The following is a 23,134-nucleotide window of genomic DNA, read 5'->3' on the forward strand; positions in this document are numbered from 1 at the left end:
GCGCTAGCGCGGCCGGAGGCCGAGGCTCACTCCGGCCAAGCCCTTGGCGCGCGTCTTCATGCTGCGGGCGAGCGCGAGGATGGCGCGCGCTGCGGGGTCATCCGGCGCCCCGAGCACGACGGGCAGCCCGGCATCCCCACCGGTACGCAGGGCCAGACTCAGCGGAACCTGGGCGATTACCGGTACCGGGGCGGCCTGGCCGACCGACAGGCGCCGCGCGACCTCCGCGCCGCCGCCCGAACCGAAAAGTTCGAGCAGGCTGCCATCGGGCTGCACCATCGCCGACATGTTCTCGATCACGCCGAACACGCTCTGACCGGTCTGCCGGGCTACGATTCCGCTTCGCTCGGCCACATCGGCCGCCGCCGCCTGCGGGGTGGTCACGACAATGACCTCGGCGTGCGGTAGTAGCTGGCCGACCGTGATGGCGACGTCGCCGGTGCCGGGCGGCAGGTCGAGCAACAGCACGTCGAGATCACCGAAGTACACGTCGGTGAGAAATTGTTTGATCGTGCGATGCAGCATTGGACCGCGCCAGGCGACGGCGGCTGATGCATCGTCGATAAACATGCCGATCGAGATGACCTTCACGTTGTGAGCGATCGGCGGCAGAATCATGTCGCCGACCTGGGTCGGTTTGACCGCGAGCCCGTCGTGTACGAGGCCGAGCAGACCGGGAATGCTGAAACCGTGCACGTCGGCGTCGACGATACCCACCCGCAGTCCCTCGCCCGCCAGCGCCACCGCCAGGTTTGCGGTGACGGTGGACTTGCCGACGCCGCCCTTACCGCTCGTGATCGCGTAGACCCGGGTGAGCGACTCCGGGCCGAACTGCACGCTGCGTTCCGCCTGGCCGCCGCGCAACTTCTCAGTGAGCGCGGTGCGCTGCTCGCGCGTCATGACGGCCACCTCGACGCTCGCGCGGCCCGCGCCGGACACCGACTCGGCGGCGGCGAGAACATCGCTCTCGATGCGCGCAGCGGCCGGACAACCGGCAATGGTCAAGCGGATGCCGACGGTCACCAACCCTTCGTCGCTCACCATCACCCCCGACACCATGTCGAGCTCGGTGATGGGCTTGCGAATCTCCGGGTCGGTCACTCCGGCCAGAGCGGTGAAAACGCGGGAGCGGATGCTGTCGGGCTCAGAATTCATGCGGTGGGGCGGCTTTCCGTGGTGCTGATGTTGTCGGGATCTGAACGCTCGTCCAGGTGACCGCGCTCGTCCAGATGACTGCGCTCGTCCAGATGCTCGAGCAGCGCTCGCATTTCCGCGCGAATGAAGTCCTTTGAGGCCATGTCTTTGATCGCGATGCGCAGGGCCACGACCTCTCGGGCGAGGTACTCGGTGTCGGCGAGGGTACGTTCGGCTCGCTGCCGGTCCTGTTCGAATTGCACCCGGTCGCGGTCGTCCTGCCGGTTCTGGGCGAGCAGAATCATCGGCGCGGCATAGGACGCCTGCATCGAGAGCACGAGGGTGAGGGCGATGAATCCCAGCGCGACGGAGTCGAACCGCCAGGACACCGGGGCCAGGGTATTCCAGGAGATCCAGGCGGCGGCGAACAGGGTGAGCCCGAGTAGAAACCACGGGGTGCCCATGCCACGGGCGATAGCCTCGGTGAATCGGCCGAATCGGTCTCGGCTGTGCCCGTTGCGACCGAGGCCCACAATGTTGCCGGTTCGGAGGCCCTTCGGCGCGTCCAGGCGCAGGTCTGCGCGGTTATTGCGGGCCACGAGCTGTCCTTTGCGCTCCGGGCAGCGGGATGCTGCCGGTTCTCAGCTCGCTGCGCGCGGCAGCACGGCGCCGCACATCGTCGTTGCCGTCGTGGCTGCGCCAGTCGTCGGGCAGGAGGTAGTCGAGCACGTCATCAATGGTCACCACCCCGACCAGTCGGTAATTCTCGTCGACAACGGGCACCGACACGAGGTCGTAGCTCGCCAGGATACGGCTGACCTCAGCGGCCGAGGTGTCGGCTGTCACCGGGTCCAGCCCGGCATCGAGCAGCGTACCGAGGCGTTCGTGGGGCGGGTAGCGCAGCATCCGCTGAAAATGCACCATGCCCAGAAAACGCCCCGTGGGCGCCTCGTAGGGCGGCAGGGTCACGCAGATCGCCGCGCCGAGCGCCGGGGCCAGGTCGTGTCGACGGATGCGCGCGAGCCCCTCAGCGACGGTGGCATCGGCCGAGACGATGATCGGCTCGGTCGTCATAAGCCCACCGGCGGTGTCGGGGGCGTAGGAGAGCAGAAAACGCACGTCTTCGGCTTCTTCGGGCTCCATCAGGTCGAGCAGCTGCTCACCGCGCTCCTCTGGCAGCTGGGCGATCAGGTCTGCCGCGTCATCGGGCTGCATCTGGTCGAGCACGTCGGCGGCTCTGGCGTCTCCCAGGCTGGTCAGGATGCCGACTTGGTCTGCCTCAGGCATCTCTTCGAGCACGTCGGCGAGGCGGTCATCGGGCAGTTCGCCGGCCACCTCGAACATGCGTGCACGCGGGAGATCGAGCAGGGTATTGGCAAGGTCGGCCGGCTTGAGGTCGGAGTAGGTCGCAATCAGGTGCTCGGCAGACTGCGCCTGGCCCTTGATTGCTTTCTCGCGAACTTCGGGCCAGGTAACAAAAGTGGTCACGCCCTTCACGAACGGGGAGGCGCTGGTTTTAGGACGGCGAACAAAGAGCTGGCTGATGGCCCAATCGGCCTCGTTACCCTCTTTTATCGCGACGTCTTCGATGGTCGCTTCACCCGAACCGTCGGCGAAGAGCACTTTGCGGCCGAGCAGTTCGGCGATGACACGTACCTCGCCGCCGCGCTGTTCGTACCGGCGCACGTTAATGAGACCGGTCGTAATGATCTGGCCGCTGCCGATACTGGTGACCCGGTTGATCGACACGAACACGCGTCGTTTGCCTGGGATCTCCACGATCAGGCCGACGACGCTGGGCGGGTCGTTTTTTCGATAGACCACGAGAACATCGCGCACCTTGCCCACGCGGTCGCCCGCGGGGTCGAAAACGGTGCACCCGGCCAGTCGGGCAACAAAAACTCTGGTGGCACTCACAATATAAATGTAGGCCACTGGCCTGAAAATGGTGGCCAGCCACGAACGCTTCGTCGTTTCGCCGCAGGGTCAGGTCGGCGTGGAAGAATGGGGCTATGAGCAACCAGAGCCTTTTCTCCCGGCGCCGCCCGGTGCTGCCCCCCGTGTTGCCCCGCGGGGAGGTGCTCGCCACCTACTCCACTTACGCCGAGGCGCAGACCACGGTCGATACCCTCGCGAAGGCCGATTTTCCGGTAAAACAGCTCTCGATCGTGGGTAACGACCTGAAGAGCGTCGAGCGGGTGACCGGCAAACTCACCTACGGCCGGGTCGCGCTCGCGGGCGCGGCATCGGGTGCCTGGCTCGGAATCTTCTTCGGGATCCTGTTCTTTTTGTTCTCACCGACCGGGTCGAGCCTGCCGTTCGTGTTTGCCGCCCTGATCATGGGTGCCGGGTTCGGCATGCTTCTCGGCATCGCGAGCTACGCCATCAACCGACGCCGGCGTGACTTCACCTCGACGATGCAGGTCATTGCGACGAGCTACGAGGTAATCGTCGACCCCGAGCTGGCCAACCGAGCCCGCAACCTGCTCGGCGGCCAACGCGAGCCCGAGCCGCCGACTCCGCCCATCTCCCAGATCTAGTCACACATCAGCGCTGCGCAGCGGCGACCCACGCCTCGACCTCGGTGGCGGTGCGCGGAATTGCCGCCGACAGATTCTCGGCACCCGTCTCGGTCACCAGAATGTCGTCCTCGATGCGCACGCCGATGCCGCGAAATTCGACCGGTACGGTGAGGTCGTCTGGCTGAAAGTACAGGCCAGGCTCAATCGTGAAGACCATGCCCGGTTCGAGCACGCCATCCATATACATGTCCCGGCGGGCTTGGGCGCAGTCGTGCACGTCAATACCGAGGTGATGGCTGGTGCCGTGCACCATGTAACGCCGGTGCTGGCCGTTCTCCGGCTGCAGGGCCTCCTCGGCGGTGACCGGGAGCATGCCCCACTCGGCGGTGCGCCGGGCGATGACGGCCATCGCTGCGGCGTGCACGTCGCGAAAGACCGCGCCGGGGTGAACGACGGCGAGGGCGGCATCCGCTGCTTCCCGAACCGTTTCGTAGACCAGGCGTTGCACCTCACTGTAAACACCGTTCACCGGCAGGGTGCGGGTGATATCGGCGGTGTAGTAGCTGTCGAGCTCGACGCCGGCGTCGATGAGGATGAGGTCGCCGGGAGCGACGACGCCGTCGTTGCGGGTCCAGTGCAGGATGCAGGCGTGCGGGCCGGAGGCGGCGATGGTGTCGTAGCCGACCGTGTTGCCGTCGCTGCGGGCGCGAGTGTTGAATACCCCTTCGACCAGGCGTTCCCCGCGGGCATGCACGCTCGACCGGGGCAGGTCGGCGATGACATCGTCGAATCCGCGGGCGGTGGCCGCGACGGCCAGGCGCATCTGCGCGATCTCCCAGGTGTCCTTGACGAGGCGCAGCTCGGAGAGGTCGCGGGCCAACGCAGCGTCTGGCTCGTGCTCGGCGTTGATCTCGATGCTGAACGGAGAGTCGGTGGCATTGCTGCCCAATACCCGCTCGGCGGAGAAGCGCAGGCGGGCCTCGTCGACGCGCTCGGTGAAGTTCGGGTCGGCTTCCCGCAACACGAGGGTTTCACTATCGACGGCGTGCAGAACGGCGGCGAGGTCGGCGATGCCGCGCACCTTGAGGGCAAGGTCGCTCGCCACCTGGGCGACCGATGGGCGCGGGCCGATCCAGAACTCTCCAATATCCGGGTTGGCGTAGAACTCGTCGGAATCGCGGCCGGCTCGTTCCCGAAAGTACAGGGTCGCCTCGTGACCGCCGGCGGGCGCCGGTTCGAGGACGAGCACGGCGCCGGGCTCGCTGTCGCTGCCCCAACCGGTGAGGTGGGCGAAGGCGGAGTGGGCGCGAAAGGCATAGTCGGTGTCGTTGGAGCGTTGCTTCAACCGGCCCGCCGGAATGATCAGGCGCTGGCCGGGGTACTGCGCCGAGATGCGGGCCCGGCGCGCGGCGGCGAACGGCGCCTGCTCCCGGGCCGACGGCAGCACGTCGGTACGCTCGGCCCAGCCGCTCGCGATGAACGATTTGAAGCCGGTGGATCCCGGAGTCGTCGAACGGTTCTCGTTCGAGCGCGCAGCGGAAGGAGGTGCGGGAGCAGTGGTATCAGCCATTCCCCCATTCTCGCACCGCACTCTGGGCAGCGGCCGATCACGCTGCTGCAGATGCTGCGACGAGAGGATGCTGCGCGCCTTCCAGATGCTGCGCGCCTTCCAGATGTGCTGCGCCTTCCGACTGCTAGGACGCCGGCGTCAGCGTCGCGACGATCGGTCGGTGGTCGCTGCCGGCGTCATCGAGGGACTCGAGCACCTGCAGCGCGGTCACCGACCAGTTCGTGGTCGCCATCACGTGGTCGATTGGGCTGCCAAGCAGCGCGGGAACGCTCGTGGGCCAGGTGCCGACGGAGGCCGCATCGGCCGACAGGGCGGCATCGGCGCAGTTGCCCAAAACGGTTCCGGTGCCTCCGCTGGCCCGACCCGCCAGGTGGTCCAGGGTCGAATTGAAATCGCCGGCCATGATCACGTTCTCGCCCTGGCACTGGGTGGCGAGCCAATCGAGGTCGCTGCGCCAGTTCGACATCTCATACTGGATCGGGGCGACCGCGTGCACGGCCACAATGGTCGGGCCGGAGCCGTCCGCAGGTTCGGCGACGACGGTCGGCAGCACGTTGGTGTTACCGGGCGGTCCGGAACCCGCGGCATTGCTCACAACATAGTCGCCGAGATCGGGGCTGATCAGCAGCGTCGTGGAACGGGCCTTGGAAATCAGGTCGAATGCGAGCGTGTGCACCCACATGGGGCGGCCGGCGTCGCGCATCGCTTCGGCGATCAGAATGCCGGTCTCTTCGGTGGTCTCTGGCAGTGTCACGACGTCGGCGTTCTGCGCCACCGCGAGGTCGGCGATGACCTCGGCTCCTGGGGCGTCGCCGAGTGTGTTCCAGCTGAGTATCGTCACCGAACCGGCATCCGCTTCGTTGCCAGGCTCGGCGGCCAGCACACTGCTGGCGATGAAGCCGCGGGAGACCAGAATGCCGACATTAGCCACGGCGAACAGAGCGAGCAACACCATGGCCATGCCGAGGGTTCGGCGCAGCGGGTGAATGAAGCGCAGCAACCCCATCAGAATGATGCCGACGCCCGCGCCGATCACGGCGATGGCGCGGAACGAGACGAGGTGGGCGACCACCCAGGTGTTGTGCAGGCCGAACGCCTGCGGCCAGGTCAGGACCAGCAGAAAAACGGCGGCGCCGATGAAGACCAGGGCGCGGAGGAGTCGGGAAAGCATTGTGCAAAAACCCTAGTTCAGAATTCTGGGGAATCCCCAGCCCCCGCCCAGCGCGGAAGGGGCGCAGACGGCCAACTAGCATGGGGTCATGGCAGTCGCGCGGCAATTCCGGGGTCCGATCGACCTGCACGCCCATTCGAGCGTGTCGGACGGTACGGAGACCCCGGCTGAACTCGTTCGTGCGGCCTCCGCGGCGGGTCTCGGCACGATTGCCCTGACCGATCACGATTCGACCGCTGGCTGGGCTGAGGCATCCGCTGCCGCGCGCGAGGAGCACCTCACGCTTATTCCCGGAATGGAATTCAGTACCCGGGTGCAATACGCCAGTGTGCATCTTTTGGCATATCTTTTTGACCCCGCCGACTCGGCGCTGCTGGGTGAGATGACGCGGGTGCGCGCCGCCCGCCTCAGCCGGGCCGAGCAGATGGTCGCCCGCATCGGAATGGACTACGACCTGAGCTGGGACGACGTGCTCGCCCAGACGACTCCCGACGCAACCGTGGGCCGGCCGCACATCGCTGATGCCCTCGTTGCACGGGGGCACGCCCTGAATCGCAGTGCCGCCTTCGCCGATATTCTGCACTGGAAGGCCGGCTACTTTCAGCCGCACTACGCCCCCGACCCGCTCCGGGCGATTGAACTCGTGCGCGCCGCCGGGGGAGTGCCGGTCATCGCCCACCCGGCTACGCGCGGTATCGGCGATGTCGTCTCGGAGTCCAGGTTGAGAACAATGGCCGCGGCCGGACTGTTCGGGCTCGAACTGGGGCACCGCGAGAACAAGCCCGAACCCACCGCGCATCTCTACGAACTCGCCGCCAAATTGGGGCTGCTCGTGACCGGGTCGAGCGACTACCACGGCACCGGCAAACCCAACCGGCTCGGCGAGAACACGACCGCCCCCGACGTGCTCGAGCGCATCATTGCCGAGGGCCGCGGGTCTACTCCCGTCTACGGCTGACTACCGCTCCGAGCTGGCCGCGGCGCGCAGTCCAACGGCTTCCCCAGCCGACACGCTCGCCCCGGACGGTGGTCGCTGCAACTGCGGAGATTCCCGGGGAACGGGTCAGGAATCGCCGATTTCGCGGGCTCTGAGCAAGAATTTCCGCAGTTGTGAACAACAGGGCCCGGCCACCTAGGCTGCCAGGGCCGAAGCGCGGGCAGCCCGGGCGCCGGGCGCGAGTAAATTTGAGGGGCTGCTAGATGGTGCTGCCGGTCCGCGGCGAGCGACGACGGGTGCGGCTACGACGAAGCGGAGCATTGTTGCCGTCGTGGTGCTCGGCTCCGCCACCATCGTGCGTGCCGGCAGCGGGGGTCGCGGCCGGGGCCTCCGGGTTGGTGCTGGAACCCACGCGGGTGCGCGACCGGGCGGGCCGGCCGGCATCCTCGGCGGCGGTGGCGGCCACCGGGCTCGTCGCAGCGCGGTCAGCGTTGCGGGTGGAGTCGCCGCGGCCGGAGCCACGTGCGCCCTCGGAGCGGCCGGAGCGAGCCGAACCGGACCGACCGGAGTCGGAACGGCTGCCGCTTCCGGAGCGGGCACCGCCGGAACGGCCGGCGCCGCTGGTGCGAGCCTCGCCAGCGGCGACATCTTTCACCGGGGTTGCCCGTAGGCGGCCCTTCGAGCCAGCCGGAATGTTCAGGTCGGTATACAGGTGCGGCGACGACGAATAGGTTTCCATCGGTTCCGGCTGGCCGAACTCGAGGGCCTTGTTGATGAGCGACCACTTGTGCAGGTCGTCCCAGTCGACGAACGTAACAGCGATGCCGGTCTTGCCGGCGCGGCCGGTGCGGCCGACGCGGTGCAGGTACGCCTTCTCGTCTTCGGGAATGGTGTGGTTGATCACGTGGGTGACGTCTTCGACGTCGATGCCGCGAGCAGCGACATCCGTTGCGATCAGAATTTCTTTCTTGCCGCTCTTGAAGCTGGCCATGGCGCGTTCGCGCTGTTCCTGGTTCAGGTCGCCATGCACGGCGGTGGCGTTGAAACCGCGGTCGCCGAGTTCCTCGACCAGCTTCGCGGCAGCGCGCTTGGTGCGGGTGAAGATGATGGTCTTGCCGCGTCCCTCCGCCATGAGGATGCGGCCGATGACCTCGTCCTTGTCCATGTTGTGGGCGCGGTAGACGAGGTGCTCGATGTTGGCCTGCATGAGGCCTTCGTCGGGGTCGGTCGCTCGAATGTGGATCGGACGGTTCATGAAACGGCGGGCCAGGGCCACGATCGGTCCGGGCATCGTCGCCGAGAACAGCATGGTATGACGGGTAGACGGGGTCTGCGCGAAAAGCTTCTCGATGTCGGAAAGAAAGCCGAGGTCGAGCATCTTGTCGGCCTCGTCGAGCACCATTTCGCGCACGTTGGCGAGGGTCAGCAGACGCTGGCTGGCAAGGTCGAGCAGGCGGCCGGGGGTTCCGACGACGATCTGCGCGCCGGCCTTCAGCTGTTCGATCTGCCCCTCGTAGGCTTTGCCGCCGTAGATCGAGACGATCTTGGTGCCCCGGCCCGTTGCAGCGAGCTCGAGGTCTTCGGAGACCTGCACGCACAATTCGCGGGTCGGAACGACGATGAGCGCCTGCACACCGGGCTCTGGATCGAGACCGAGGCGCTGGATGACCGGAAGGCCGAAGCCGAAGGTCTTGCCCGTGCCGGTCTTGGCCTGACCGATGATGTCCTGGCCGGACAGGGCGAGGGGGATGGTCTGGGACTGGATGGGGAACGGCTCGAGGATGCCCTTGGCTGCAAGGGAGTCGACCATGTCCTGGTCAATATTGAGTTCGGAGAAAGTCACGAATGTATGCCTGTCATTAACTGGAAGCGAAGTGCGCCCGTTTTTGCGTCTCGGGCAGCGGCCGCCGATCCTTGTCGGCGACGTATTTCCACCTTACTGCCCCGTCTGGACACGAGCCACAGGCGCGCTGTCCTAAGCTAAGCCCGTGGTCTCACGCGTAGGTTGGCGCCCGCAGCGCAATGAAACTCCGCGGCTTTCCGCCCGTGGGGGGAATCAGCCAACCGAAAAAGTGGACATCAGTTCGCTCGCACCGGATGTGCAGCATTTTCTGGGCCAAGCCGCGTACTGCGAGCTGGGCGAATTCGAAGCCCTGGCTCGGGCCGTGGCGACGGCGCCGAACCTTGCCGTCAAGGAAGGCCTCAGCGCCGCTGCCGGTCGAGCCCTGAGCAAGCATCACGGCCTGATAAACGAGATTCGCCGTCGTGGTCATGAACCGGCCGCCGAGATGGCTCCGTTCGTTGCGGACCTCGACGAGTTTCGCCGCAAGACCAGCGGCGCCGACTGGCATGAACTGTTGCTGAGCTGCTACCTCGCCGGCGGGTTGCTCGACGATTTCTTAATTCGTCTCTCCGACGGCCTGCCGCGAGACATCGGACCGAGGGTGGCGCAGTTGCTCGGCGAAGAGTCCGGCACCGACGTACTCGTGCACGAGCTTCAGACCGCCATTGAGAATGACCTGGCGCTCGGCTCCCGGCTCGCCATGTGGGGTCGCCGACTTGTCGGCGATACGCTGCTCGTGGCGCGGTCGGCCATGCCGGCCGCCGATCCCGCCGATAGTGCCGAGGCGCGCATCGAACCGGTCTTCACCGAGCTCATCGCCGCGCACACCCGCCGAATGGACGGCTTGGGCCTGACGGCTTAGGTCGGGGCCCGGTCGTTCGGCCTGGCGAACCTGCTGGTACCTACTGGGTCTTATGCGGTCTCCGGAGCACCGGTTTTAGCGAGACGTTGCAGCATCCGCTGATCGCCGTGAATGCGTCGCCGACTAATCACAAGATTCAGTACAACGGATGCCGCGACTGAGGCCCCGAGGGACACCCACCAGATCCACCCCTCGGCCCAGTTCCAGCCGAGCCAGGTCAGTGCAACCCACACCAGGGCTGCGGCGACCGTTCCGATTGCCGGAACGAGCACCGAACCCTGCGTCGACCGACCGGGCAGAAAATAGCGCGCGCCGAGACCGATGACCGCGCCGAACAGCGCGACGAACAGAAGCTCCACGCGCTTTAGGCGACGAAGCCGACGCGGCGCGATTCTTCGCTGCCGAGTTCGACGTAGGCCAGGCCCACGGTCGGAACGATGTAGACGCGACCCTTGCTGTCGCTGAGCTTCAGATAGCCGGTCTGGCCAGAGAGCGCCGCCGCAACGGTCTCCTCGATCTCGGTCGCTGGCTGCGAAGTCTCAAAACCGATTTCCCGGGGGGAGTTGAAAATACCAATGCGAATATCCACAGAATTGCCTTTCGTAGCCGTGCGATCAGAGTACGACAGAACGCGCCGCGGCCCTGACAGAGTTCACTGTCGGCGCAACCCGATACCGTTGAATTGTGATCAACCACCATCCCGATGCCGCCCAGCAGGCCGCTCTCGACCTCCCCGACGGGGTGAGCGTTGCGGTGATCGGCGCGCCCGGCTCCGGCAAGACGACAACGCTCGTTGAACTCGTGGCCGACCGGGTGCTGAACCGGGGATATTCGCCGAGCGAGGTGCTCGTGCTGGTGCCGACCCGTGCCGGCGCGACCGCCCTGCGCGACCGCATTGCACTGCGTCTCGGGGTGCCAACGAACGGGCCGCTCGCTCGCAGCGCGAACTCGGTGGCCTTTCAAATTGTGCGTTCCGCTGTTGCGCAGGCCGGCGGGCCGGCGCCGACGCTGCTCACCGGTGGCGAGCAAGACCAGATCATCGCCGAACTGCTGCAGGGGCACCTCGACGACGGTGCCGGTCCGGCGTGGCCGGCCACCCTCGGGCCCGACGTGCGCCGCCTGCGGGGTTTTCGCACCGAATTGCGCGATCTCATGATGCGCGCCGTGGAATACGGGGTGACCCCTGGCCAACTCGAGCGGTTTGCCTTGGGTCGACCCGAGTGGGTCGCGGCCGCCGAATTCATTCGCGGCTATGAAGATGCCAAGGACCAGGCCCGCCCCGGCCAATACGACTCCACCGAGCTGGCGCGCTATGCTGCCGCCATCGTGGCGGGCGCGCCGGCCGGACCAGCCGCAGCTGCGCAGCTCGGCACGCTCGCCGGGCTGCGCCTCATCATTGTCGACGATGCCCAGGAAGTCACCCAGGCGACGCTGACCATGCTGGCCCAGTTTCAGGCGCGCGGGGTGGCGGTCATCGCCGTCGGCGATCCCGACATCAGCACCGGGTCGTTCCACGGAGCCCATCCAGATGCCCTCGGTCGCCTCGGCTCGTACTTAGCGGCGAATTTCGGTGCCGACCTGGCCGCGCCGGTCGTGCTGAAGACGGTCTATCGGCACGGGGCGGGCATCCGTTCGGTTATTGCTCAGATCACGAGCCGGATCGGCGCTGCCGCGGCCGGAACCCAGCGCGCAGCGGCCAGCATCGAAGCTGAAACCCCGGCTGCTCCGCTCGACCAATCGGTGCACACCGTCGTCGCCACCAGCCCGGCCGATCAACTCGCGGTGATCGCCCGGCTGTTGCGTGAACGTCACGTGATCAACGGCACGCCCTGGTCACGGATGGCCGTGATCGTGCGCACCGGATCGCTCGTGCCGTCGATCTCCAAGGGGCTCGCCGCCCTCGAGGTGCCGACCCAGGTGTCGACCGCGAGCACAGCGCTGCGCGACGAATATGCGGTGAAGGCCTTTATTCTTGCTCTCGAGGTGACCCTCGGTCGCCAACCGCTGGGTCCTGAGGCGGCGATCGACCTGCTGCGCGGCCCGCTCGGCGGGCTCGACCCGATCACGCTGCGCCGACTGCGCGCAGCGCTGCGTCAACAGGAGCTAGACCAGCCGGAGCCGGGCGAGGATACCCCCACGCCGCGCACGCGCCACGAGCGCAGCGCCGACGACCTGCGCAGCGCCGACGAACTGCTGGTTGCCGCCCTGGAGAACCCCGAACTGCTCGCCGCCATCGACAACCGCACTGCCCGCCGCGCGGCCGGCTGCGGGGCAAGCCTGCGCCAGGCGAGAATCGAATACGAAGCCGGCGCCACCATCGAAGAGCTGCTCTGGGGCCTGTGGCAGCGCAGCGGCCTCGACCGGGAGTGGAAAGAACAATCCACCGGCACCGGAATCGTCGCCGACGAAGCCAACCACAACCTCGACGCCGTCGTCGCTTTGTTCTCGGCAGCGCAGCGATATGTCGAACGCACCCCGTCGGCCCCGCCGGTGTTGTTCCTGGAACACCTCGTCGACACCGATGTGCCCGAAGACACCCTTGCGCCGCGAGCCCTCGGCGCGGCCGTGACCGTCTCCACCCCGAGCGGCACCATCGGTCGCGATTTCGACGTCGTCGTGGTCGCCGGCGTGCAGGCCAACGTTTGGCCAGATCTGCGCATCCGTGGCTCCCTGCTCGGCGCGGGCGACCTCGCCCAGCTCGCCTCCGGTCAGAGCGCCCCCGGCACCGATGCCCGCACCGCGGTGCTCCATGACGAACTGCGCATGTTCGCCCAGGCTGCCAGCCGTGCCACCACCGAACTGCTCGTCACGGCCGTCAGTAACGAAGAGAACGAACCATCCGCGTTCCTGCGATTGCTGCCGCAGCCCGAACCCGAGCCCGACATCGACGATCTCAGCCGATACCCCCTGTCGCTGCGCGGTCTGGCCGGGCGACTGCGGCGTGACTTGACTCGCGCCATCCGCTTGCCGGCCCGCACCGATTCCGAGACCAGTTCGCGGGCGGCAGATGCTGCGGCTACGCTGGCCCGCCTGGCCCGCGACAGCGTGCCAGGCGCCGCGCCCCACGACTGGTACGGGCTGGCCGATCCAAGCACCGTGCGCCCACTCAACGACCCGGAGGCCGGCGACCAGCCGGTGCGCGTTTCGCCGTCGCGCATGGCCGCGTTCGAGACCTGCCCGCTGCACTGGCTGATCGGCCAGGTTGGAGGCGGTAGTTCGAACACCGCAGCGAACCTCGGCACGATCATCCATAAGGTCATGGAAGAGTCGACCGACCGTCGGCCCGAAGCGCTCTGGCAGGGGGTGGAAGCTCGCTGGAACGAACTCGACTTCGACGCTGACTGGCAATCGCGCGTACATAAAGTCGCCGCCCGGGCGCTCACCGATCGGCTGGCTTCGTACCTGCTGGACTTCGAGCACGGCGGCGGTGAGCTGCTGAGTGCCGAAGGCAGTTTTGAACTCGAGGTCGGCGGTGCCGTGCTCTCGGGCACGATCGACCGGGTGGAGCGCCAACTCGACGGACGGGCCGTCATCGTCGACCTGAAAACAGGCAAGGGCGACGCGACCAGTGACAGCGGCGTCGCTGAGCATCCGCAACTCGGCGCCTACCAGCTGGCATTCCAGGAGGGTGTGATCGACGGCGTCTCCGGGGATATGGCCTTGGCCGGTGCCCGCCTTGTCATCGTCTCCTCCGGCACGGTGAAACAGAACTACCGCAATCCCACCCAGCCCGCGTTCACCCCTGAACAGCTTGATGCTTTTCGCACCCGGGTCGGTGTGGACGCCGCCGGTATGGGCGGCGCCACTTTCATCGCCGAGATCACCTCGCACTGCCTCGACCCGCGCAGCCACGGGTCCTGCCGAATCCACGTCATCAAGCAGGTCAGCTCATGAGTCTTGTCACCACCGCCACGGGGGTTTCTGCCCTCGACATTGCCGCGAAGCTCGAATTGCCGCCGCCCACACTCGAACAACAGGCGGTGATCGAGGCACCGCTCACGCCCACCCTCGTGGTCGCCGGTGCCGGCAGCGGCAAGACCGAGACCATGGCCAACCGGGTGCTCTGGCTGCTCGCCAACGGTCACGCCCGCCCCGACCAGATTCTTGGACTCACTTTCACCCGGAAGGCCGCCGGCGAACTGAGCGAACGCATCAACAAGCGCATCACCGACCTCGACGCGGCCGGCCTCATGCCGTTCGTCGACTCCGACGACGACGCCATCGGCTCCGACCTGTTCAACACCCCGAGCGTCTCCACCTACAACTCCTTCGCCAGCCGGCTGTTCACCGACAATGCCTTGCTGCTTGGTCGGGAACCGGAATCGGTACTGCTGAGCGATACGAGCGCCTGGCTGCTCGCCAGGCGCGTTGTCATCGACTACGGCGACGGTCGGCTGGTGCCGTTCGGCAAAAGCGTCGACCTCGTCACCGATGCCGTGCTGCAGCTCAGTCGCGTCCTCGCCGAGAACCCACCGGCATGGCTGGGGGGCGAGCCGGGTGCCCCGCACGATCTCAACGGCCTGGCTGACAGCTTCGCTTACCTGCCCGACCTGCCCTACGGCAACCCGCGTAAGAAGAAGCCCTACGATTCGGTGCTGGACTCTGTCGCAGCGGTCGCACCGCTGCCGGTGCTTGCCGAGCTCGCCGCACGATACAGCACCGAGAAACGCCGGCTCGGCCTGATCGAATTCTCCGACCAGGTGGCGCTGGCGCTGCAGGTGTGCCAAAAAGTCGATGCGGTGGTCGGCCGCTACCGCGACTCGTACCGGGTCGTGCTTCTTGACGAGTACCAGGACACCTCGGTCCTGCAGACCGAGCTGCTGCACACCCTGTTCAGAGACCACCCGGTCATGGCCGTCGGCGATCCGCACCAGTCCATTTATGGATGGCGCGGCGCCAGTTCCGCAAACCTGCTCGGCTTCGCCACGGATTTTAACAGCCGTGAACTCATCACCGGCGATTTCGGCCTCACAACCGCAGCCCCGACCATGTCGTTGTCGTTCACCTGGCGAAACCCCGGCACCGTGCTCGACGCCGCCAACGCCCTGGTCGCCCCCCTGAGCGCGGCGCTGCGCGCCAAGCCGGGCGGAATCCAGGTCGAAACCCTCAAGGTTCCGGCACAAACCAGGCCAGGAGCGGTCGACGCGTTCATGGCGCAAACCATCGCCGAGGAGGCCGCAGCGATCGCCGACTGGTTCGCTGCCCGGCTGGGCGGTGAACACGGTCAGGCCCAACGCAGTGGCGCCATGTTGTTTCGCGCCCGGCGCGAGATGGACTACTTTGCCGAGGTATTGCGGGCCCACGGCGTGCGCGCCCACGTGCTCGGTCTCGGCGGGTTGCTGTCGACACCGGAGGTCGCCGATGTCGTGAGCGTGCTGCGGGTGGTGCACGATCCCGCGGCGGGCAGTGAACTGGTGCGTCTGCTCAGCGGAGCCCGCTACCGGGTCGGCCCACGCGACCTGCAGGCGCTCGCCGGCGTGGCCAGCTGGCTGGCCGGCCACGACTGGGCCCAGAAAGCCATTTCGGCCGACCTGCGTGGCAAGCTGCGGGAATCCGTTGCGGGTGATGAGGCCAGCTCCCTCGTCGACGCGCTCGATTTTCTCGGAACGGCACCCGATTCCCACAGCCAGTTTGCCGGCTTCAGCGAACTTGGGCGTGCTCGTGTGCAGTCGGCCGGGCGCCAGCTGGCCTGGCTGCGTTCCCGCGCCGGCCTGCCCCTGCTCGATTTCGTGCGCCTGATCGAGCAGGAATTTCGGCTCGATATCGAACTGATCGCGAACGAGGCCAACGAACTGGGCCTCGCCAACCTGTACTCCTTCCACGACACCGTTGGCGCTTTTCTCGACAGCGACGAGCAGGGCACCCTGGCGAGCTTTCTGCGCTGGCTCAAGCGGGCTGAGCTGCAGGACGACCTCGGCCCGCGCGCCGATCTGTCCGAGCAAGGCACGGTTCAGTTGCTCACCATTCACGGAGCCAAGGGTCTCGAATGGGATTTCGTCGCCATTCCCAACCTCGAGGAGAAGAGTCTGCCCGCGGCCTCCCGCGATACGAGTGGCTGGCTGCGTTTCGGCGAACTTCCCTACGGTTTTCGCGGCGACCGCTCCGAGCTGCCAGAGCTTGAAATAATCGGGCACGACACGCAGCTCGACTACGACCTGGCCTTCCAGGCGTACAAAGCCGAATTGGCGACGCGCCACGATGACGAAGAGCGTCGCCTCATCTACGTGGCCACCACTCGAGCCAAGCAGGAACTGCTGCTGACCGGCTCGTTCTGGGGGCCGGGACTGACGGTGAGAAAGCCCAGTCGATATCTCACCGAACTTGCCGACGCTGCGCTGATTGCCGCCGTGCCCGACACGAGCACCGAAGCCGACAAACCCGAGTCCGGCGGCGACGGCACCGAAGTGTGGCCGTTCGACCCGCTCGGCACCCGCCGCGCGCTGGTTGAAGCCGCTGCGACCCGGGTGCGCACCAGCGAAGCGGATGCCCCCACCCGCTGGTCACACGCGGTCACCCTGCTGCTCGAGGAAAGGGCCCTGCGCCTCGCCGGCGGCGGGGTGGCACCAGTTCCCACCCGCATCCCGGCCTCCCGGTTCAAGGACTACGTCGACGACCCGGCCGGCGTCGCCGCCGAACTGCGGCGCCCCATGCCTCAGCGCCCCTATCGGGCTACCCGACTGGGCACACTTTTCCACTCCTGGGTGGAACGTCGGGCCGGTGCCGGCGCCACCGGCACCGGCACCGACAGCATTGATGCCGGTCTCAATGAACTCGACTTCGGAGATGACGACGGATACGGCGGCGGTAGCGGCATGCTGAATGACCTCGCCGTGCCGGAGCAGGAACAGTTCGCGGTGCTTCAGGCCACCTTCGAACGTTCAGAGTGGGCCGAGCGTCGGCCGGTTGACGTCGAGATTGAAATTCACCACGTGCTCGGCGGCCAGGTCTTCGTCTGCAAGCTCGACGCGGTCTATCGCACCGCCACCGGCTACCAGGTGGTCGACTGGAAGACCGGCCGGGCGCCCAAAAACGCCGCCGACCTGGAGCTCAAGCAGACCCAGCTCGCGCTCTACCGGCTGGCTTACGCCCGCTTCAAGGGAATCGATCCGAGCATTGTCGACGCCGTGTTCTACTTTGTCGCCGACGACACCATCATCGCCCCCGAACGGCTCTACTCTGAGGCCGACCTGCTCGCCGCCTGGTCTGGAGCGATGACCCCGGAACGCGCGGATTCAGACTCGGAATCGACTGCGGATTCTGACTCGGATGATTCTGACTCGGAATCGATGGTGAGCCCGGAGAAGTTGTAGCTGTCGGTGTGCATCGCCGCGTGCTGGTCGTAATCTCGAACTGCACGCGGCATGTGGTCGAGCATATTCTCCACATCATTGACGGTCATGATCGGTCCGGTTTCGGGGGAGAGCGGCTGCTGGGTGTGACTGTGTACCGTGTCGACGAGACCATCGAGCATTGCGACGGCGTCATCGACGATGGTTTGATCGTGGCTGCTGACACCGTGCAGCAACCATCGGGCCAGTTCCAGCTCGGCGTAGAGCATAGCGCGCTGGGTAATGTGAGTGTCGCTGCCCTGACGGGCGTTCGAATAGGCGTCCAGGGCGAGTTCGGCGGCATCGCCGCGCGCGGCGAGCAGCCAGTGCAGATCGCGGGCCGGGTCGCCGACGGCCAGGCCAGACCAACCGAGAATTCCTGAGACGGCATCGTCGGTGATCAGGATGGAATCGGCCGACATCGACCCGTGCACCACGGCCGGTGCGAACTGCCAGAGTGCTTCGTCGTCGGTGGCCTGTTCCCAGCGGCGCAGCAGCGCGGCGGGCAGGTAGCCGGTGCCTGCGGCTCGGTCGATCAGATCGATCGAGTCTTTGCGGCACTGTTCGGCGCTCTGCTGGGGCAGCCCGGCGGTGCCGATGAAGGCGCTCGGCAGCGAGTGGATCGCAGCGATGGCCCGCCCAATCGACCCGGAGACGCCCTCGTGCCCGGTGAGGGCATCCGCATCGAAGCTGTCACCGGCGAGCAGCTCATAAACGACCGCGCGCGTGCCCTGAATCGGTGTCTGACCGACATATTCCGGCACGTCGAACGGCAGCCGGCTGCGATTGCCGGTGGTGAGCGCGCGCAACGCCCCGAGGTCGGCGGACTGTTCGGTTTCGGCCGACTGGCTCGTGGGAACGCGAATGATCAGCGCCCGCCCGGCCTTGTCGATGACGAGCGCCGAGTCGAACAATCCGTGCGCGCCGGCACTGTGCTTACGGGCGTAGGCCACGTCGAGCCCCGGAACAGCGGAGGTGGCTAACGCGGCTAGAGTGAGTTGAGTTCTGGCCATGCCTACTAGGTTAGATCGACTTCCGGCCTGGCGGTTATTCGCCACGCCTCCACAGCACGTTCTCGCAGAGCTCGGAGACAAACCATGTCGTTCACATTCACGACGCGGTTGCCGCTGTCTCGCCACGCGGTCGACCGTGACCACCTGAGCCGCAGCAGTCCCGGACTGTTCGACCAACTCTGGGCGGATTCCGCCACCCGCCTGCTGCCCGTCTGGCACGGCAAAATGTTGCTCGCGCCGCACGATCCCGACACGGGGCCGCGCCTGGCCCTGCTGCCGCCGGTGAGCCTGCGAAACGACGGCCTGCGCGTCTACCTCGGCCGGTCTTTGCCGGACGATCTGCCGGAAGCATTCGGCACCCGCATCGTCGCCGTGAGCCTGGATGACGCCGACGCCGCCCTTCTCGAGCCCGACGTCGACCGCTGGGTGGGCCTCCGCACGGTCGCGACCGTGCTCGGCGACCGTGACGCCGGCCTGTTCACCGAGGCCCTCGGCGTGCTCAACTGGCACGCCTCGCACGCGCACTGCCCGCGGTGCGGAGCCGCCACCACCGTCGAAGATGGCGGCTGGGTGCGTCGCTGCCCGGTCGACAACAGCCAGGTTTTTCCGCGCACCGACCCCGCCGTGATCGTGCTCATCACCGACGCTGACGACCGAATCCTGCTCGGCTCCAACGCCATGTGGGAGAACAACCGCTACTCGCTGCTGGCCGGCTTCGTTGAACCGGGTGAGGCCCTGGAAACGGCCGTGATCCGCGAAATGTTCGAGGAATCCGGTCTTCGGGTCACCGATCCGGTCTACGTCGGATCGCAGCCGTGGCCGTTCCCAGCGTCGGTCATGTGCGGCTTCACCGCCCGACTCGCCGACGACCAGCAGGCTGGTGACCTGCTGCCGGACGGCGCGGAGATCCTGGCGCTGCGCTGGTTCAGCCGGCAGGAATTGCATGAGGCCGGCGAGTGGATGCTGCTGCCCGGCCCGTCCTCCATCGCGCACGCCATGATCGAACGCTGGCTCGGCGCCCCGCTTTCGGCCGCGCCGGAATTGATCCGTCCGTGACGGTGCCCGTTACGGTAACCACCGATTCGTTGTTGAACGGCCTCGATGAGCAACAGCGCATAGCCGCTGAGGCGCTCATCGGTCCGGTCTGCATGCTCGCTGGCGCCGGAACCGGCAAGACCCGCGCCATCACCCACCGCATTGCGCTCGGTGTGCTGACCGGCGCTTACGCCCCCAACCGGGTCATGGCGCTCACCTTCACCAGCCGCTCGGCCGCCGAACTGCGCGGTCGGCTGCGCCAGCTCGGCGCCGGGGGAGTGGCCGCCCGTACCTTCCACGCCGCCGCGCTGTCGCAGCTGAACTACTTCTGGCCGCACGTTGTCGGCGGGCAGGCGCCGCGCATCCTCGATGGCAAGGGGCGCATTCTCGGCCACGCCGCCGAGGCCCTGCACCTCAAAATCGACACGGCCACCCTGCGCGACCTGGCCGCCGAAGTTGAATGGCGCAAAACCAGCGGCCGGAGCATCGAGCAGTACGCGGCCGGCATCTCCCGCCGGAGCCTGCCCGGCCGGCTCGATATCGACCAGGTCGTCGCCCTGCAGCAGACCTACGAGAAGCTCAAAGACGAACGCAAGCAGATCGATTTCGAAGACGTACTGCTCGCCATGGCCGGCATGATCGAAGCCGAACCGTCGGTGGCCCTGCAGGTACGGGAGCAGTACCGCTTCTTTGTCGTCGATGAATACCAGGACGTTTCGCCGCTGCAGCACGACCTGCTCGCGCTCTGGCTCGGCGATCGCCGCGACCTCTGCGTCGTCGGTGACGCCAGCCAGACCATCTATTCCTTCGCCGGTGCCCGCAGTGACTATCTTCTCGACTTTCCCAAGCACTACGAGGATGCCACCGTGGTGCGGCTGGAACAGAACTACCGGTCCACCGCGCCGATCGTCGCCACGGCAAACCAGCTCATGCGCGGGCGTTCCGGAGCCCTGACCCTGCACGCCGCGCAAACCAACACCGGTACAGACCCGACGGTGCGCGGGTATGCGTCCGATATGGCTGAGGCCCGTGGCGTCGCCGCGCAAATTCTGCAGCTCATCGACACCGGCACCAGACCCGAAGATGTGGCCGTGCTGTTCCGGGTCAATGTGCAGGCGGCGCTGATCGAAACGGCGCTGACCGAGGTGGGGGTGAGCTACCAGATTCGCGGGGCCAAACGGTTCTTCGACCTGCCGGAGGTGAAGCAGGCGGTAATGAGCCTGCGCGCGGCATCCGTTTCAATCATCGGGGAACCGCTGTTCAAATCGGTCAGCGACGTGTTGCGTTCCCTCGGCTGGAGTCAGACCGCGCCGGAGACCCGCGGCGCGGTGCAGGCGAGGTGGGAATCGTTGAACGCCCTGATGGGCCTGGTCGACCAGGCCGCCCCTGGCACCACATTTCGGCAGTTCACCGACGAGCTGATGGAACGGCAGGCTGGCCAACACGAACCGACGGTGTCGGCGGTGACCCTCGCCACCATGCACTCGGCCAAGGGGCTCGAATGGGACGTCGTGTTCGTGGTCGGCCTCAGTGAGGGACTGGTGCCGATCAGCTACGCGGGCACGTTCGAGCAGATCGACGAGGAACGCCGGCTGCTCTACGTCGGCATCACGCGGGCCCGAAGTCGACTCGCCCTGAGCTGGTCGTCGTCGGGCGTGCAGGCTCGCGCACCGCGGGAACGGTCCCGCTTTCTAGAAGAGCTTGGCAGCCGCACCGTTCGTGGAGTCGGTGCGCAGCCCAGGTGACACTGGCGGTCACAGCGTTCAAGCGCAGCGACCGGGCGAACACCGTGGATCGGCCCGTCTCCAGCCGATCCTGCACCAGCCCGGCCACCCGTGCGGCGACTTCAAAGCTCAGCCTGGCGGATTCACTCGGGGCTTGCCGCGGCGCGAGTTGGCAAGCCATGGCCGGCCAGGCCGGATCGTCATCGACGTGCGCGAGTTCGAGGCAGGTTAGGCAGGGCCCGAGGCCCGGTTCGACGAGCGGGCCGACCCGCACGGCGCTATCGCTGAACACCACCGGAAGGTGCGGAATGTCGCGGCGCAACCAATGCCCGTGACGCTCAGGGGAGAAGACGTAATGGCCGATCAGCACGGCGAGCTCAGGGTCGTGGCCCGGTGGCGGCTCCTCGATGCCGAGGTTGGTGAGCAAGCTCCGCACGCGAAATGCGGTGGGTCCGACGCCGTCCACAAGCACGGTGTGCGGCGGCGGGGCGACCGGTGTTTTTGCATCGTCGGCAACGTAGAGCAGGGCCGGTTCCAGCAGCTCGAGCAGGTGGGTCACCTCGGCAGCGGATGCCCCGGCGAGCGTTCCGAGCAGCATCGCGCCCGATCGATGCACTCCCACGGCGAGGGCTGAGAGTACCGCCTCGTGGGCGACCGTCAACCCGCCGATGGTCACGATGGCCTCGTCGACGCCGAGCTGTACGCAATTCGGTGTGCGCCACACCAGGGGGTATCGAGGATTCAGTCGAAGGGCCATGTCGACATGATGACCCACATGTCGCGAGCGTAATCGGTTCTCCACAGGCGAGTTTGTGCCAAAAAGAAAAGAGAGTGCGGGCGCGCTCACGCCGAATATTGGGATTCAGCATTCACGCGGCCCGCACCTCGGCCAGTGGGCGCTAGTAGCGGATGACCACGCGACCGTCGATCTTGCCGTGCTTCATCTCGTCGAGTACGTCGTTGACCTCGTCGATGCGGCGTTCGGAAACCGTGGGGTGAATCTGGCCGCGGGCGTAGAACTGCAGGGCTTCTTCCATGTCCTGACGGGTGCCCACGATGGAGCCGCGAATGGTGAGGCCCTTGAGCACGATGTCGAAGATCGGGGCGGGAAAGTCTCCCGGCGGGAGGCCGTTGAAGACGATGGTGCCGCCGCGGCGGGTCATGCCGATGGCCTGACCGAAAGCTGCAGGGTGTACCGCGGTCACGAGCACGCCGTGCACGCCGCCGGTGGCTTTCTGAATGGCGGCGACGGGATCTTCATCGCGCGCGTTGACCACGAGTTCGGCGCCGTGCTTACGGGCGAGCGCAAGCTTGTCGTCGGCGATGTCGACGGCCGCAACGCGCAGGCCCATCGCCTTGGCGTACTGCACGGCGATGTGGCCGAGGCCACCGATACCGGAGATGACCACCCACTGGCCAGGACGTGCCTCGGTCATCTTGAGGCCCTTGTACACGGTGACGCCGGCGCACAGCACCGGGGCGATCTCGATCGGATCGGCGCCGTGGGGAATGCGCACGGCGAAGCGGGAATCGACGAGCATGTACTCCCCGAACGAACCGTCGACGCTGTAGCCGCCGTTTTGCTGCGCTTCGCACAGTGTTTCCCAGCCGGTGCGGCAGTACTGGCAGCTGCCGCAGGCACTCCAGAGCCAGGCGTTCCCGACCAGATCGCCGAGGGCGAGGTCATCGACGCCCGCGCCGAGGGCGACGATTCGACCGACACCCTCGTGACCGGGAATTAATGGCGGGCTCGGCTTGACCGGCCAGTCGCCCTCCACGGCGTGCAGGTCGGTGTGGCAGACTCCGCTGCTGATCAGTTTCACCAGCGCCTGGCCGGGGCCGGGCGTCGGCACGGCGACCTCATCGATAGTGAGCTTCTGGCCAAACTCGTGCACGACGGCTGCGTTCATGGTCGTGGGCACTGAGGCAGACGTGCTCGTGGTGCTCTCGGTTATTGTCATTGCCAAACTCCTTCGTTTGGGACATTTCGTCCAT

At 66.7% G+C, this 23,134-nt stretch carries 16 protein-coding genes and 1 pseudogene; 7 read left to right on the forward strand and 10 right to left on the reverse strand.

The features are described 5' to 3' along the window. Nucleotides 1–3: 3 nt before the first annotated feature. Genes QMK31_RS13890 through QMK31_RS13900 form a run of 3 tightly spaced genes read right to left on the reverse strand, consistent with a single transcriptional unit; the run spans nt 4 to nt 3,051 of the window. Nucleotides 4–1,155, reverse strand: coding sequence for an Mrp/NBP35 family ATP-binding protein (locus QMK31_RS13890; protein ID WP_283501531.1), 1,152 nt, complete (start codon nt 1,153–1,155; stop codon nt 4–6). Then, nucleotides 1,152–1,733: a DUF1003 domain-containing protein gene (locus tag QMK31_RS13895; protein WP_283501532.1), complete on the reverse strand. Its 582-nt coding sequence runs from the start codon at nt 1,731–1,733 to the stop codon at nt 1,152–1,154. Before QMK31_RS13895 ends, QMK31_RS13890 begins: the two co-directional genes overlap by 4 nt. Then, entirely contained in the window at nt 1,720–3,051 is a 1,332-nt protein-coding gene (locus QMK31_RS13900) for a magnesium transporter MgtE N-terminal domain-containing protein (protein ID WP_283501533.1), read from the reverse strand. The genes QMK31_RS13895 and QMK31_RS13900 overlap by 14 nt, the downstream gene beginning before the upstream one ends. Nucleotides 3,052–3,146: 95 nt before the next feature. Here QMK31_RS13900 and QMK31_RS13905 point away from each other — a divergent pair, with 95 nt between their 5' ends. Continuing rightward, nucleotides 3,147–3,674, forward strand: coding sequence for a YflT domain-containing protein (locus QMK31_RS13905; protein WP_283501534.1), 528 nt, complete (start codon nt 3,147–3,149; stop codon nt 3,672–3,674). Between the two features lie 7 nt (nt 3,675–3,681). Here QMK31_RS13905 and QMK31_RS13910 read toward each other — a convergent pair whose 3' ends face one another. Beyond that, the gene (locus QMK31_RS13910; protein WP_283501535.1) at nt 3,682–5,226 is read right to left on the reverse strand and encodes an aminopeptidase P family protein; all 1,545 of its coding nucleotides are present in this window, start codon (nt 5,224–5,226) and stop codon (nt 3,682–3,684) included. 124 nt (nt 5,227–5,350) lie between these two features. Next, nucleotides 5,351–6,397 (reverse strand): endonuclease/exonuclease/phosphatase family protein, encoded by a 1,047-nt coding sequence (locus tag QMK31_RS13915; protein WP_283501536.1) that lies wholly within the window; start codon nt 6,395–6,397, stop codon nt 5,351–5,353. 88 nt (nt 6,398–6,485) lie between these two features. Between QMK31_RS13915 and QMK31_RS13920 the strand changes: the two genes are divergently transcribed. Continuing rightward, the gene (locus QMK31_RS13920) at nt 6,486–7,355 is read left to right on the forward strand and encodes a PHP domain-containing protein (protein WP_283501537.1); all 870 of its coding nucleotides are present in this window, start codon (nt 6,486–6,488) and stop codon (nt 7,353–7,355) included. Between the two features lie 238 nt (nt 7,356–7,593). Here QMK31_RS13920 and QMK31_RS13925 read toward each other — a convergent pair whose 3' ends face one another. Next, nucleotides 7,594–9,177 (reverse strand): DEAD/DEAH box helicase, encoded by a 1,584-nt coding sequence (locus QMK31_RS13925; protein WP_283501538.1) that lies wholly within the window; start codon nt 9,175–9,177, stop codon nt 7,594–7,596. Between the two features lie 229 nt (nt 9,178–9,406). On the opposite strand from QMK31_RS13925, the gene QMK31_RS13930 reads away from it, so the two are divergent. Then, nucleotides 9,407–10,039 (forward strand): ferritin-like fold-containing protein, encoded by a 633-nt coding sequence (locus tag QMK31_RS13930; RefSeq protein ID WP_283501539.1) that lies wholly within the window; start codon nt 9,407–9,409, stop codon nt 10,037–10,039. 50 nt (nt 10,040–10,089) lie between these two features. Here QMK31_RS13930 and QMK31_RS13935 read toward each other — a convergent pair whose 3' ends face one another. Together QMK31_RS13935 and QMK31_RS13940 are read right to left on the reverse strand one after the other, a co-directional pair. Continuing rightward, a complete protein-coding gene (locus tag QMK31_RS13935) occupies nt 10,090–10,398 on the reverse strand; it encodes a hypothetical protein (protein WP_283501540.1) in 309 nt (102 codons plus the stop codon). Between the two features lie 5 nt (nt 10,399–10,403). Then, nucleotides 10,404–10,628, reverse strand: a complete 225-nt coding sequence (locus tag QMK31_RS13940; protein WP_092108379.1) for a DUF3107 domain-containing protein — start codon at nt 10,626–10,628, stop codon at nt 10,404–10,406. 95 nt (nt 10,629–10,723) lie between these two features. Here QMK31_RS13940 and QMK31_RS13945 point away from each other — a divergent pair, with 95 nt between their 5' ends. Together QMK31_RS13945 and QMK31_RS13950 are read left to right on the forward strand one after the other, a co-directional pair. Beyond that, complete coding sequence (locus QMK31_RS13945) at nt 10,724–13,933, forward strand: ATP-dependent helicase (RefSeq protein ID WP_283501541.1); 3,210 nt, start codon at nt 10,724–10,726, stop codon at nt 13,931–13,933. Then, nucleotides 13,930–17,349 carry an ATP-dependent helicase gene (locus QMK31_RS13950; protein ID WP_283501542.1) on the forward strand — a complete coding sequence of 1,140 codons (3,420 nt, stop codon included), beginning with the start codon at nt 13,930–13,932 and terminating at the stop codon, nt 17,347–17,349. Before QMK31_RS13945 ends, QMK31_RS13950 begins: the two co-directional genes overlap by 4 nt. Before the next feature lie 290 nt (nt 17,350–17,639). On the opposite strand, the pseudogene QMK31_RS17255 reads toward QMK31_RS13950, so the two are convergent. Beyond that, nucleotides 17,640–18,380 (reverse strand): annotated as a pseudogene (locus QMK31_RS17255) (phosphotransferase); the annotation flags it as partial. 84 nt (nt 18,381–18,464) lie between these two features. On the opposite strand from QMK31_RS17255, the gene nudC reads away from it, so the two are divergent. Both nudC and QMK31_RS13960 read left to right on the forward strand, forming a co-directional pair. Beyond that, nucleotides 18,465–19,436: an NAD(+) diphosphatase gene (nudC, locus tag QMK31_RS13955; RefSeq protein ID WP_283501543.1), complete on the forward strand. Its 972-nt coding sequence runs from the start codon at nt 18,465–18,467 to the stop codon at nt 19,434–19,436. Next, entirely contained in the window at nt 19,433–21,160 is a 1,728-nt protein-coding gene (locus QMK31_RS13960) for an ATP-dependent helicase (protein ID WP_283501544.1), read from the forward strand. The genes nudC and QMK31_RS13960 overlap by 4 nt, the downstream gene beginning before the upstream one ends. Nucleotides 21,161–22,038: 878 nt before the next feature. Here QMK31_RS13960 and adhP read toward each other — a convergent pair. Then, entirely contained in the window at nt 22,039–23,049 is a 1,011-nt protein-coding gene (gene adhP / locus QMK31_RS13965) for an alcohol dehydrogenase AdhP (RefSeq protein ID WP_283501565.1), read from the reverse strand. Nucleotides 23,050–23,134 lie beyond the last annotated feature (85 nt).

Origin of the sequence: Cryobacterium sp. PH31-O1, assembly GCF_030063455.1 — a bacterium.
Classification (GTDB): Bacteria; Actinomycetota; Actinomycetes; order Actinomycetales; family Microbacteriaceae; genus Cryobacterium.

Bases quoted from the DNA above. Each gene is read 5' to 3' on its own strand.
- nudC (WP_283501543.1), top strand. From the start codon at position 18,465: ATGTCGTTCACATTCACGACGCGGTTGCCGCTGTCTCGCCACGCGGTC.
- QMK31_RS13905 (WP_283501534.1), top strand. From the start codon at position 3,147: ATGAGCAACCAGAGCCTTTTCTCCCGGCGCCGCCCGGTGCTGCCCCCC.
- QMK31_RS13915 (WP_283501536.1), bottom strand. From the start codon at position 6,397: ATGCTTTCCCGACTCCTCCGCGCCCTGGTCTTCATCGGCGCCGCCGTT.
- adhP (WP_283501565.1), bottom strand. From the start codon at position 23,049: ATGAACGCAGCCGTCGTGCACGAGTTTGGCCAGAAGCTCACTATCGAT.
- QMK31_RS13890 (WP_283501531.1), bottom strand. From the start codon at position 1,155: ATGAATTCTGAGCCCGACAGCATCCGCTCCCGCGTTTTCACCGCTCTG.
- QMK31_RS13950 (WP_283501542.1), top strand. From the start codon at position 13,930: ATGAGTCTTGTCACCACCGCCACGGGGGTTTCTGCCCTCGACATTGCC.
- QMK31_RS13920 (WP_283501537.1), top strand. From the start codon at position 6,486: ATGGCAGTCGCGCGGCAATTCCGGGGTCCGATCGACCTGCACGCCCAT.
- QMK31_RS13910 (WP_283501535.1), bottom strand. From the start codon at position 5,226: ATGGCTGATACCACTGCTCCCGCACCTCCTTCCGCTGCGCGCTCGAAC.